Source organism: Ignavibacterium sp., assembly GCF_025998815.1.
Lineage (GTDB): Bacteria > Bacteroidota > Ignavibacteria > Ignavibacteriales > Ignavibacteriaceae > Ignavibacterium.
Genome location: NZ_AP026678.1, coordinates 2,364,888 through 2,377,368 on the forward strand (window position 1 = coordinate 2,364,888; position 12,481 = coordinate 2,377,368).

The 12,481-nt window shown below is 32.8% G+C and carries 11 protein-coding genes; 7 read left to right on the forward strand and 4 right to left on the reverse strand.

Annotated features, from left to right (window positions below):
• Positions 1–76 precede the first annotated feature (76 nt).
• Positions 77–1,033: a thioredoxin-disulfide reductase gene (gene trxB, locus Q0X14_RS10170; protein ID WP_297837874.1), complete on the reverse strand. Its 957-nt coding sequence runs from the start codon at positions 1,031–1,033 to the stop codon at positions 77–79.
• A gap of 75 nt (positions 1,034–1,108) precedes the next feature.
• Entirely contained in the window at positions 1,109–1,477 is a 369-nt protein-coding gene (locus tag Q0X14_RS10175; protein WP_297837877.1) for a thioredoxin family protein, read from the reverse strand.
• 137 nt (positions 1,478–1,614) lie between these two features.
• Between Q0X14_RS10175 and Q0X14_RS10180 the strand changes: the two genes are divergently transcribed.
• Together Q0X14_RS10180 and Q0X14_RS10185 are read left to right on the forward strand one after the other, a co-directional pair.
• Entirely contained in the window at positions 1,615–1,887 is a 273-nt protein-coding gene (locus tag Q0X14_RS10180; RefSeq protein ID WP_297837880.1) for a glutaredoxin domain-containing protein, read from the forward strand.
• Between the two features lie 12 nt (positions 1,888–1,899).
• Entirely contained in the window at positions 1,900–2,172 is a 273-nt protein-coding gene (locus tag Q0X14_RS10185; protein ID WP_297837883.1) for a co-chaperone GroES, read from the forward strand.
• Between the two features lie 42 nt (positions 2,173–2,214).
• On the opposite strand, the gene Q0X14_RS10190 is transcribed toward Q0X14_RS10185, so the two are convergent.
• On the reverse strand, positions 2,215–2,568 hold the full coding sequence (locus tag Q0X14_RS10190; RefSeq protein WP_297837886.1) for an ArsC/Spx/MgsR family protein: 354 nt from the start codon (positions 2,566–2,568) through the stop codon (positions 2,215–2,217).
• A gap of 148 nt (positions 2,569–2,716) precedes the next feature.
• Here Q0X14_RS10190 and Q0X14_RS10195 point away from each other — a divergent pair, with 148 nt between their 5' ends.
• From Q0X14_RS10195 to Q0X14_RS10215, 5 genes are all read left to right on the forward strand, one after another.
• Positions 2,717–5,398: a M14 family zinc carboxypeptidase gene (locus Q0X14_RS10195; protein ID WP_297837889.1), complete on the forward strand. Its 2,682-nt coding sequence runs from the start codon at positions 2,717–2,719 to the stop codon at positions 5,396–5,398.
• Between the two features lie 294 nt (positions 5,399–5,692).
• Positions 5,693–6,922, forward strand: a complete 1,230-nt coding sequence (locus tag Q0X14_RS10200) for a hypothetical protein (protein WP_297837892.1) — start codon at positions 5,693–5,695, stop codon at positions 6,920–6,922.
• Between the two features lie 4 nt (positions 6,923–6,926).
• Entirely contained in the window at positions 6,927–8,081 is a 1,155-nt protein-coding gene (locus Q0X14_RS10205; protein WP_297837894.1) for an AI-2E family transporter, read from the forward strand.
• 413 nt (positions 8,082–8,494) lie between these two features.
• Positions 8,495–9,535, forward strand: coding sequence for a hypothetical protein (locus Q0X14_RS10210; RefSeq protein ID WP_297837896.1), 1,041 nt, complete (start codon positions 8,495–8,497; stop codon positions 9,533–9,535).
• A 250-nt stretch (positions 9,536–9,785) separates the two neighbouring features.
• The gene (locus Q0X14_RS10215; protein WP_297837899.1) at positions 9,786–11,357 is read left to right on the forward strand and encodes a TIR domain-containing protein; all 1,572 of its coding nucleotides are present in this window, start codon (positions 9,786–9,788) and stop codon (positions 11,355–11,357) included.
• Between the two features lie 398 nt (positions 11,358–11,755).
• Here Q0X14_RS10215 and mtgA read toward each other — a convergent pair whose 3' ends face one another.
• The gene (mtgA, locus tag Q0X14_RS10220; protein ID WP_297837901.1) at positions 11,756–12,478 is read right to left on the reverse strand and encodes a monofunctional biosynthetic peptidoglycan transglycosylase; all 723 of its coding nucleotides are present in this window, start codon (positions 12,476–12,478) and stop codon (positions 11,756–11,758) included.
• Positions 12,479–12,481 lie beyond the last annotated feature (3 nt).

Sequence of the window (12,481 nt, forward strand, 5' to 3'; positions counted from 1 at the left end):
TTAATTACTCTTCAGGGTAATTACCTGTATTTGCTGTTCAAACATATTTTTCACTAAGTTCTGATTAAAAGCAAAATTATGCTACACTTACTTCAGCAACCTGTTCGGCTTTTTCAAATTTATTCAGATACTCTGCTGCGCTAAGTGCGGCAACAGTTCCTTCACCAACAGCAGTTGTAACCTGACGATACCTTTTTGCAATTGAATCTCCGGCAGCATAAACACCTTCAATATTGGTAGCCATATTTTTATCAACAACTATTTCTTTATACTGATTTAACTCAAGAATACCTTCAAACATTTCTGTGTTGGGAACATATCCGATAAATATAAAAACTCCATCAATATCTTTTTCAAAGACTTCACCGTTTCTCTGATTCTGAATTTTTACTTTCCGAAGTTTTTCATCACCGATAAATTCAATAATCTTTGATTCCATAATGAAATCAATCTTAGGATTGTTCTTTGCTTCATTTACATAATGCTCAAATGCCTGGAAATGGTCGAACTGATGGACTATTGTAACCTTCGACGCATATTTAGTCAGAGATACGGCTTCTTCAAGTGCCGAATTTCCTCCGCCAACAACTATTATTTCCTTATCCTGGAAAAAATCACCATCGCAGGTTGCACAATAAGAAATTCCTTTCCCCTTAAATTCATTTTCACCCGGAACGCCAAGTGTTCTTGATCTTCCGCCAGTTGTTATAATAACAACATCAGATGTGTATTCATCTTTCCCATTCACAACAAATCTTTTAGGATTTGACTTCAAATCAAATGATGTGATTTTGATATTGCTTTTAATCACCGCTCCAAACTTTTGTGCCTGAAGTTTCATATTTCTTGCAAGTTCATATCCACTGATACTTTCGATTCCCGGATAGTTTGCTATCTCGTGAGTAAGTACCATCTGACCACCAACAGCACCTTCATTCAGAATTAGTGTTTTTACTTTAGCTCTTGAAAGATAAATTCCTGCTGTAAGCCCCGCAGCTCCTGCTCCAATAATTATAGCATCATAATGATTCATAATTTTTCTCCCGAATAAGAATATTAAGAAAAGTCATCCTCAATAATTTTTAAGGATGACTTAATCATTCGAAAATTACTTTGTTGCTGTTTCCTTAACTTCCTGACTAAAATATTGATCAAGAATAGAAGTAATCTGATCCCTTGATTGAATGCTGCTTGTTGCTTTAACAACTTTTCCGTTTTTGTAATAAACAACAAACGGAAGTCCGGCAAAATTTCTGCATTCTGGTAAGTCTCTTATAACTCTTGCATCCGGAATATCAAACTCCATATCAGCAAACTTTACATGTGGATATTCGTTTTCGAGTTCTTCCATTACTTCATAAACAGGAATACACATTGGTCCCATTCTTCCGCAGCATACCATAACATTTTCATTTTCCTGTAAAAGTTTTGCGTGTTCCTGCTCTGATAAAATGTGTGTGAGATTTGTTCTTAACATTTTCTGCTCCTTGAAATTATTAAATGATTATTTTTTTTGTTGAGTGTGATGATTTGTTAAATCAAAAGGTTCAGAATGTGTGTTTGAAACTTTCTTTTAACTCTTTCATCAAACGCTTGCAAAAAATTTTTTTGTAAATGAAGGAAGAATTATTTATGCAAACAGCTACTCAACCAAAAGTTGTAATATTCACAACACCAACCTGCAGCTTTTGTAATGCTGCGAAAAGATATTTTCGTGAAAAGAATATCAGGTTTACAGAAGTTGATGTATCCCGCGATCAGAAAGCAGCTCAGGATATGGTAAGGAGAACCGGACAAATGGGAGTTCCTGTGATACTAATTAACAATCGTCCGATAGTTGGTTTTGACAGACCGAAAATAAACGCAATGTTAAACATTAAGAATTAAGGAGAAATAAAAATGAAAATAAAACCACTTGATGATCGTTTACTTGTTGAACCAATTGAAGAAGAAGAAAGAACTTCTTCAGGTTTATACATTCCGGATACTGCAAAAGAAAAACCAAGAATGGGAAAAGTTATTGCAGTTGGAACTGATGAAGATTTAAGAGAAAAAATTTCCGAAGGCGACAAAGTTTTATTTGCAAAATATGGCGGAGAAGAAGTTGAAATGAACAACATTGTTTATAAAATTCTTCAGCGCTCAGATGTTCTTGCTGTTGTAGAAGATTAAAAAATTGTAGCCGCAGGCTTCAGCTTGCGGCTACCGTAAAATTTATTTAAATAATTCTTTTATCTTTTCAGGTGGACGAGCAAGAATTGCTTTATTACCAACCTCAACAATTGGTCTTTGAACAAGATCAGGATTTTCAATCATCAAACTCAGTATTTCATCTTCAGATAATTTTTCAATTTTAGCTTTTAGCTTTCTGTATGCATCATCATTTTTTCTCAGTAGTTCTGATGGTTTCATATTCATTTTTTTCAGAATCTCATAAAGTTTCTTTTTCGAAAATGGTTCGATGTAATAGTTAACTTTTTCAAAATCAATTCCGGCTTCGGTTAATGCTTTTGATACTTTTCTACAAGTGGTACAGGTTGGCTTTTCATAAATGGTTATTTTTTGCATAAAAATACTCCTTCTTTTGGTCTGAATTTTACAGAAACAAAATGTTGCTCATAAAATTTGTAGTGTAATTATACTTATTATTTAATTAATTTTCAGTTAAGTTTAGTTAATAAATTTTTCAACAATCAATTTCTCACAGGGAGAGGTTATGTTTCGTTTATTTACTATCACCTTACTTCTTTTGGCCGCACTAACAATATCAGCACAAAATTATAAAGAAGTAAAAATCTATCTTGATTCTAAAGAACAAATTTCAACGCTTTATAACATGGGTTTGGAGTTTGATCATTTCAAATGGGGCAAGGACAACTCAATTACTACATTTATCAGCGACCGCGAATTCGAAATTCTTCAAAACTCATCTTTCAGATATGATGTATTAATTGATGATTGGAATACTTACTATGCAAATCTTCCAAAATTGTCCGAATCAGAAAAGCAATTCTTCAGACAAATGAGTAAAGAAAACTATAATGTTGAAGGTTTTGGTTACGGTTCGATGGGTGGGTTCTTTACTCTGGATGAAATCAATGCAAGACTTGATTCGATGTACGCACTTTATCCTAATATCATCACACAAAAATTTCAGATAGGAACTACATTACAGGGCAGACCAATTTATGCAGTTAAAATTTCTGATAATCCAAATGTGAATGAAGACGAACCACAAGTTCAGTTCAATGCTTTGATTCACGCCCGCGAACCGCAGGGAATGATGACAGTTATGTATTATATGTACTACCTTCTTGAAAATTATGGAACTGACCCGGAAGTAACTTATCTGGTTAACAACAGAGAGATTTATTTTATTCCCTGCATCAATCCTGATGGATATGAATATAACCGACAGACAAATCCATCCGGTGGTGGAATGTGGAGAAAGAACAGAAGACAAAATGGTGATGGAAGTTACGGAGTAGATTTAAATCGTAATTTCGGTTATATGTGGGGAATAAATAACAGCGGGTCCAGTGGTACTCCTTCAAGTGAAACTTACAGAGGAACAGCACCTTTCAGTGAACCGGAAACTCAGGCAATAAGGGATTTTACAAATTCAAAAACTTTTAAGACTACTCTTAACTATCATACATATTCAAATTTATTGCTTTATCCGTGGGGATATGTTAACACACCTACACCTGATAATGATATCTTTGTTGAATACTCAACTGATATGGTTGCCTATAATGGATATGAAAACGGTCAGCCACCTGTGATATTGTATGATGTAAATGGTTCTTCCGATGATTGGATGTATGGCGAGCAAACAACCAAACCTAAAATTTTTGCTATGACACCCGAAGTTGGATCAACTGGATTCTGGCCTTCTCAGGGAGAAATTTTCCCGCTTGCAATAGAAAACTTAAAACCAAACTTATACATAACCTGGGTTGCGGGTTCTTATGTTAGTGTTGTCAATCCGAGTTTTTCACAACAGTATTTCAATCCCGGGGATAATGTTCAGTTGTTAATTCCTTCAGTAAGAAACAAGGGTCTTTCGAATGCACAGAATGTTACTCTTACATTAACATCGGACAATCCGGAAATAACAATAACAAACGGAACAATCAATGTTGGGAATGTTGCTGCAAGGTCTTCTATAAACTTAAATCAGAATTTCACATTCACGATTGGAAATATTCCTGCTGATGTAAATGTAAAAATGATGATTACAACATTAACCGACGGAACCCCGATGAAGGTTGACACATTAAAATTCATCGTTGGAACTCCTGTTTTACTTTTAGCTGATACAACAAACAATATTAATACTCTCTGGACACTTACAAGAACACCGACATCAGCACCGCTTTGGGGAGTTACAACTGCATCATTTCATTCAGCTCCGAATTCATATACTGACAGTCCATCTGGTCAATATATCAATAGCTCAAACACTGCGATGACTTTAACAGATGCCCTCAATTTAAGTTCATATTCAAATCCGAAATTAAGTTTCTGGACTAAGTGGGATATTGAAAATAGTTGGGATTGCGGACAAGTTAAATTTTCAACCAACAATGGCGTAAGCTGGATTCCTTTGCAAGGACTTTACACAAATGCTGCTTCTGGTCAGGGAGCGCAAACACCTGCCGGTGAACCGGTTTATGATGCCACACAAACAACCTGGGTACAGGAAGAAATGAGTTTATCCGGATTAACTTCTACGCAAAACAAACTTCGATTTGAATTAAGAACCGATGGTTCCGTTACCAAAGACGGCTGGTATATTGATGATATCGGAATTTACATTTATGCAGTTGTTCCTGTTGAGTTATCATCATTCACAGCAACAACATTAGAAAATTCAGTTGAGTTACAATGGATTACCTCAAGTGAAACCAATAATTCCGGATTTGAAATTCAAAGAAAAGTTTTAGGTGAAAATTCTGAATGGACAAAAATCGGATTTGTTAAAGGAAGTGGCACCTCAACTGAAACTAATGCTTATTCATTCGTTGACAAAAATCCGTTCAAAGGAATTAATCTTTACAGATTAAAACAAATCGATTACGATGGAAGCTACAAAATATTTAATTCTGTCGCTGTGAATTTCAGTGTGCCAGTCAAGTTTGCTCTTGAACAGAATTATCCCAATCCGTTTAATCCCACAACAAGCATTCAGTATTCAATTGGCAGTAAGCAGTTTGTATCAATTAAAGTGTTTAATGTTTTGGGAAATGAAGTTGCAACTCTTGTAAACGAAAATAAAGAAGCAGGAAGTTATAAGGTTGAATTTAATGCATCTGATTTACCAAGCGGAATTTATTACTATAAACTTTCTGCAGGCAATTATTCAGATGTTAAGAAGATGATGCTAATAAAATAGTTGTAGTGGTTTGTAGATTTAATTAAAAACATCTGATTACGAAAAAAGATTTATTTAAACCTTCAGGGTTTTGCTTATAATCTGAAAACTCTGAAGGTTTTTCATTTATTTCCTTTTAACATATACTCAATTCCCTTCAATTAAATTATATTTCATACTACAAAAAATGCTGGTGATAAAGTGAAAAGAAATTTCCCCATCAAATTAGTCTTATTAATAATTACTGTTTCATTACTTGTAATAAACTGCAGTGAAAAAAAAGAACCAATAACCAAAAGCGATTTGGAAATTAAAATGAATAAAATTGCAGAAGAGTATGTTAAGCTTGCTCTTAACATCGGAAAATATGACGGCGATTTTATTGATGCTTATTACGGACCCGAAAACTGTAGACCACAAGCTGATTCGGCTGAATTTAATCAAACCATTTATGAACAACTGAACTCAAAAGCTAATTCACTGCTCGATGAGTTGGAATCTCTAAGTGTTTATAATGCAACCGAATTGGAAAAATTAAGATATCGTTATCTCTATAAACAACTTCTTGCATGCAAAACAAAAATCTTTATGCTCAATGGCGTTACTCTCTCATTTGATGAAGAAGCAAAAGCACTTTACGATGCAGAAGTTCCAATCCACAATGAAGACTTTTTCAGAGAATCAATTACAGAACTCGATAAACTGCTTCCGGGGAAAGGGACTATTTCTGAAAGACTTCAGAAATTCAAAGAACGATTTAAAATTCCTGAGGAAAGATTAAAATCCGTATTTGATGCTGCAATTAATGAGTGCAGAAAAAGAACATTAAAAAATATTCAGCTTCCACCGACGGAAAGTTTCACCGTTGAATATGTTAAAAACAAACCTTGGGGAGCTTATAACTGGTACAAAGGAAATTTCTATAGTGTTATTCAGGTTAATACAGATTTACCAATTTATATTGACCGGGCAATTGATCTTGCTGCTCACGAAGGTTATCCGGGTCATCATGTTTATAATGCTTTACTTGAGTGGAACTTATATCGAAAAAAAGAATGGCTTGAGTTTTCTGTTTATGTTTTATTCTCACCACAATCACTTATTGCTGAAGGAACTGCAAACTACGGAATTGAAGTAGCTTTTCCCGGAAATGAAAGAATAAAATTCGAAAAAGAAGTTCTTTTCCCTTTAGCCGGATTAGACTCAAGCGAAGCAGAACTTTATAATAAAGTTTTAGAACAGTTAGATAATCTTTCATATGCTGGTAACGAAGCTGCAAGAAATTTTCTTGACGGAAAATGGAATGAACAGCAGACAATTGAATGGTTGATGAAGTACAACCTTCGCTCTAAAGAAAGCGCAGCAAAGTATCTTGATTTTATAAAACAATATCGTTCTTATGTAATTAATTATAATGTGGGACTGGATATCGTAAAAAAATATATTGAAAGAAACGGAGGAACATCAGATAATTCTTCAAGAAGATGGGAACTGTTTAAAAATTTATTATCTACACCACAAACTCCGGGTGGACTGAGGCAATAAAACTATGGCACACAAAATTTATTCCGATAATACTACCAAATTTTTTATAACTGTAATTGGACTGATTACCATTGGAATCGTGCTTAAAGAATTAAGCCACATTTTTATTCCATTGGTAATTGCAATTTTCCTTTTCTTTGTTTTTGCACCTTTAAATAATTTTCTGATGAATAAAAGAGTTCCGGGATTTATTATTACCATTCTTGATTTGGTTATAACAGGAATTATTCTTTACGGCGCGGGAAGAGTTGTGGTTGACTCGCTACTTCAGTTTGCAGATGGTTTGCCTGCTTACGGAAATAAACTAAATAACATTGTGCAAGATTTTGCAAAAGAATTAAATATCCGCGATCCGTTTTTCATAAAGTTTGATCTTGAAAGAATAATTCAGCAACTTGATTATAAAGGATTGGCTGGTGGGATTTTCAGCTCAACGATTAATCTTGTCGGAAGCGTTTTGTTTGTGCTGTTCTTTTTTGTTTTTGTGTTGTCCGGTGAAAAGACTGTGTATGAAGCAATAAAGAACTATTATGTTTACAGAAAAGTAAAACCACAGGTTAAGAAAATTAAAAGATCACTTAAAGTCTCTGTTGATGATAAAACTAGAGACACTGAGTTGGATTTACTGAACGAAAAACTTCAAAGAGAAAAACAACTTGCCGAAACTTTTAACACAATTACAAACCAGATACAACGATATATTATTGCAAAGTTTGGAATAAATCTGCTTGCAGGCATTGTAACCTCAGTTGCGCTTTCAATTGCCGGACTTGATTTTCCTGTTGTGTGGGGGTTGTTTGTATTTCTTTTCAATTTTATTCCGACTATTGGTTCTGCTGCAGCACTTGTACTTCCCGTGCTGTTTGCATTAGTTCAGTTTGATTCGACAAGCTCTGCTATACTTATTGCAATTGTAATGGCTGTAATTCAAACGTTGGCTTTTAACTTGGCTGAGCCAATGATTATCGGCAGAAGATTAAACCTTAATCCTTTGCTGATATTACTTTCAGTATTGATTTGGGGATACATTTGGGGAATCATCGGAATGCTGATCTCAGTGCCGATAACTGCAATTATCAAAATCATTCTATCCAATTCAAAATCACGCTATCTCAGATTTCTTTCAAATCTTATGAGCCAATCACAAACTTATCTCTAAGATTTATTGCTGAAAACTTTATAACACAAAAATGTTGGACTGAAAACACAGCAAAGAGAGATTGGGTGAATGGTTGAATGTCCGTCTTCAGTTGATGAAATTGAATAGTTTATATATAACCTTTCAATCAATGAATTAGTTTTAGTTGCCATCAGACAAATAAAAATTTCCTGAAAAAATTTTTGAATTCGTTCTTAAAACTTTTTAAGTTCGAATGGAAACAGAAAGAAAATTTTGCACGGAACTGAAAAAAATATTTTATCACTCGAATGAAATCCTGAAGAGCAATAAAGAAATTTAACATTTCAAAGTGAATAAGAATTTTAATACTACTTTATAAATATTTGGTGGTCATTCAAAAAGCTGATATTTATTTGTTAGTTATTTAATAATTATATTGCTAAGCGGTGAATATGAATATCAAAGAAATTGCTGAACTAATTAATTCCTTGTCAGTGGATTATAAAATCGGCAATCTTCAAAACATCAGAAAGGAATTAAGGGGATTATCTAAAATTCCTTCAAAAAGTATTTTTGATTACAGAACTATTTTTGATTATTATGCTTTTCATATAGGCGGGAGGTCAGAATTTCAATTCAACATTGGTTATGAAAAAGAGCTAAGTATATTTCGCTTTGGTTTAGCATTTTCATTAGAACAAAGTCAAACCCTGCCTAATATTGAAGTATTATTCCCTAGAATTGACAGATTCAATCTGTATCTAAAATCCAAACATTTTATATTATCCGAAATGCAAATGTGGCATTATAATAATAATATTCGTAGCAAAAATTATAATGTAAATAAGATAACAAGTGAATTGAAGAAAAATCACACCTTTATTTTTATTGGTAAATATTTTCCCAAAAAAATCCACGAAATCACAAATGAAGATTGCAGAAATATTTTAGAGACATTTGATGACCTTTTAGATTTATACATTTTTGTTGAAAATGAAAAAGGTAAAAAGAATTTGAAAGATTATTCCGGTAAGTTTGTTTTCAAACCCGGTATGAATGATTTTCAGAAACAATATTTTGTTAATCAAGTACCTTCAAACAGAACTGTTAACGCAACTCATAAATCTATACAAGAAAATATTTATAATAATTTGATTAAACAATATGGTGAATTAAACGTGGGAGTAGAACATAGTTCCGGTTATGGGACACACATTGATTTAGTTGTAAAAGATAAAAGCAATTATATTTTCTATGAAATTAAGACAAGTAAATCAATTCTGAAATGTATTCGTGAAGCCTTACCTCAGCTTCTTGAATATGCTTACTATCCTAACAGAAATGTTGCATCAAAGTTAATCATAGTATCTGAAAACGAAATTACAATTGATACAAAAAAATATTTGAATAAGTTACGAAAAGAGTTTTCAATTCCAGTTTATTATCAAAGATATAATCCTTCAAATAAGAATTTGGAAAATGAATTATACTAAAAGCAATCTATCTTACCCCTAAATACCGACAGAAGATACGGTTTGGTTTGAGTTTAATGTTTATTTTTCTCATGTTTTGTTCAGCATTTTATTCTAGGTAGTTTTTAAATAGATTAGATCGCGCCGGTGCCTTTAATTTTACTGGCGGGTACAAATTATAAGCATTGATTGTTGGTCAAGCATTACTGTTCTAGCAGCAAGTTAATTACCATACCATTAGCTTTATAAAATATTTAACGAATTTGCGTGTATGAAAAAGAAAAAAACAAAATATATAGACAAACTTCCTAAAGAAATCAAGGATTGGCTTGATGAAGAAAATAGACATTATTTGTCTTATAATAAATTTTTGAGAAGCTTGTTTAAACTTCCAGTAGAAAAAAGAACAACAGCTTGGTTAGAATATGTAGCAGATGATTTGTCGAATTACGGAGACGTAGAATCATTGATATTCTTAGTTAGTAGAGGATTTAATTGTGATGAAAAAATTGAAAAATTAATTACAATATGGAAAGATGCAGAAAGAAAATCGATAGAAGAATGTGCTGCTGGGGCTAGTTTGATTGATAATAACACTGGTAAATCAACATCAGTTGGGAGAATGAGTATCCAAGAAGCTTCACAAATTAAAAATTTATCTGTATGGCAATTGAGAAATTTTTGGGGTTATAACGATCATCAAGAACTCTCTATTGATTCAACGATATTGAGGGCTGTTGAATGGTGTAAAATACGAGGTTTTAATGACTGGTGGGAGCGTTTAGCTAAAACTACAAATGAAAATGTAATTCAGTATGGTATTTTTCCTATACCAAGTTCTTTTTGGCTCTTTTATCATTGTCGTTCTGACTACTCAATTAAAATAATGCGAAAAGCATTAGAGCGAACTTTAGAAGCATTATATATTCCTGAATTTGATTCAGAATTTCCATGGCTAATTCATAATGATATAATTATTGATGATAAAAGAAAGTTAAATAAAATGAATCATATTCCACTTGCTTGTTCAATTGTTTTTGCGAATTATAAGTTATTTAACTTTTGCTCAGGTGACAAAACCATAATAAATCGTGCTCTTGAAATGATTCTTGATCACCAAAACTCCGATGGCAGTTGGAATTGTTGGGAATTGGATAAATTGCCTGATATTGAAACCACAGCAATGGCTATTCATGCACTTGCAGTCGCAAAACCTCGGGGTTGGAAACGATCCGTTAAATTGGCAAAGAATTGGTTAATTAATAAAAGAAATGATTATGGCTATTGGACCTCAGCGAGTTCACCAGATGCCGTATTTCTTACCGTTCTTGTCTTAGATGCAATCAATCTTGCTGATAATAAAAGTGAATTAACATTCTCAATAGTAAACGAATGTGAAAAAAAAGCTTTCACAACTGATAAAAGGTTTACTGTTGCACTTTCTTTCCCTGGTGAAAAAAGATCACTAGTTCAAATGGTATCTAAAAAACTTATTGATAAACTTGGAAAAGACAAAGTATTCTATGATAAAAATTTTGAAGCAGAACTTGCACGTCCAAATTTAGATGTATATCTACAAGATATTTATCATGATCAATCAGAATTGATTGTGATTTTTTTATGTGAAGATTATAACACAAAAGAATGGTGTGGACTTGAATGGCGAGCAATTCGAGATTTGATTAAAAAAAGAAAAGATGAAGATATACTATTGCTAAAATTAGAAAATGTTGATATTCCTGGCATTTATTCAATTGATGGATATGTTGATATTTCAAATAAAAATCCGACGCAAATAGCACAATTAATATTGGATAGACTAAAGCCAAAGAAAAATAAATAGATTAAAGCTATCTCTATTTCAACACGATAGTGTTCAAATTAGAGACTCTGTTAAAGTTTGTAAGTTTGTTCCTCAGCAGTTTTCAGTAAAATAAAATTTAAATGATTACTGACTCTTATTTGATTCTAACTTAGCTCTCATTTTCTTGCGGTGGTTTAGCATAAACTTTTTTGTAATTTCTTGACGAAATTTTTTAATACACATCTTGCTTTAATTTTTTATGTTCTTCATTAAAGTCAAATTGTAAATCATTAAACTTATCTCGCAATTGTTAAACTTAAGTGTTTTCTAAAAGATTAATATAATCTGATATATTTCTCAGGCAGTCATTATACATTTAACAACCAATTCTAAAATCTTCTGACTTTCGAGCTCTGACTTTAACTTCTTACATTCAACTAAAGTTCTTTCAGATATTCCGGTCCGCCTAATGAATTTATTTGTTTTAAAATCCAGTTCTGTCTTCCGCGTACATATCCGGAAGGTCTGACAACAGAATACCGTAACGGATTTGGTAAAACAGCAGCAAGTAGTGCTGCCTGTGCAGGAGAAACTTTTGCAGGAAGTTTTTTATAGTATGCAAGACTCGCCATCTTAACTCCGAAAATCATATCACCAAACTCGGCAATGTTCATATACACTTCCAGAATTCTTTTTTTATCCCACAGCAGTTCAATCAACACAGTAAAGTAAGCTTCGATTCCTTTTCTTATAAAACTTTTTCCTTCCCAAAGAAAAAGATTTTTGGCAACCTGTTGAGTAATTGTGCTTGCACCACGAATTCTTCTTCCTCTTTCGTATTGCTTAAGTGCTTTTTTAATTTCCCGCACATCAAAACCAAAATGATTCGGAAAGTTCTGATCTTCTGCAGCAACAAAAGCTATTGGCAGATAAGGAGAGCAATCATCATAATCAACCCAGGAATATTTAATGTAATCAAACTCACCATTGAATATTGATTCAATTTGTCTCTGAACCATTATTGAACTTGTAACAGGATTTATCCACCTGAGTAAAAAAACAATTATTACCGATGACACAAACATCAGCAGTAAAAATTTGAATATTGCTTTTATTACTAATAAAATTTTTTTTCCGAATGACTGATTAGTATTTGCCATAAT

What these genes read in the sequence shown, in the direction of transcription:
- trxB (WP_297837874.1), bottom strand. Translation starts at nt 1,033, where the DNA reads ATGAATCATTATGATGCTATAATTATTGGAGCAGGAGCTGCGGGGCTT.
- Q0X14_RS10175 (WP_297837877.1), bottom strand. Translation starts at nt 1,477, where the DNA reads ATGTTAAGAACAAATCTCACACACATTTTATCAGAGCAGGAACACGCA.
- Q0X14_RS10180 (WP_297837880.1), top strand. Translation starts at nt 1,615, where the DNA reads ATGAAGGAAGAATTATTTATGCAAACAGCTACTCAACCAAAAGTTGTA.
- Q0X14_RS10185 (WP_297837883.1), top strand. Translation starts at nt 1,900, where the DNA reads ATGAAAATAAAACCACTTGATGATCGTTTACTTGTTGAACCAATTGAA.
- Q0X14_RS10190 (WP_297837886.1), bottom strand. Translation starts at nt 2,568, where the DNA reads ATGCAAAAAATAACCATTTATGAAAAGCCAACCTGTACCACTTGTAGA.
- Q0X14_RS10195 (WP_297837889.1), top strand. Translation starts at nt 2,717, where the DNA reads ATGTTTCGTTTATTTACTATCACCTTACTTCTTTTGGCCGCACTAACA.
- Q0X14_RS10200 (WP_297837892.1), top strand. Translation starts at nt 5,693, where the DNA reads ATGAATAAAATTGCAGAAGAGTATGTTAAGCTTGCTCTTAACATCGGA.
- Q0X14_RS10205 (WP_297837894.1), top strand. Translation starts at nt 6,927, where the DNA reads ATGGCACACAAAATTTATTCCGATAATACTACCAAATTTTTTATAACT.
- Q0X14_RS10210 (WP_297837896.1), top strand. Translation starts at nt 8,495, where the DNA reads ATGAATATCAAAGAAATTGCTGAACTAATTAATTCCTTGTCAGTGGAT.
- Q0X14_RS10215 (WP_297837899.1), top strand. Translation starts at nt 9,786, where the DNA reads ATGAAAAAGAAAAAAACAAAATATATAGACAAACTTCCTAAAGAAATC.
- mtgA (WP_297837901.1), bottom strand. Translation starts at nt 12,478, where the DNA reads ATGGCAAATACTAATCAGTCATTCGGAAAAAAAATTTTATTAGTAATA.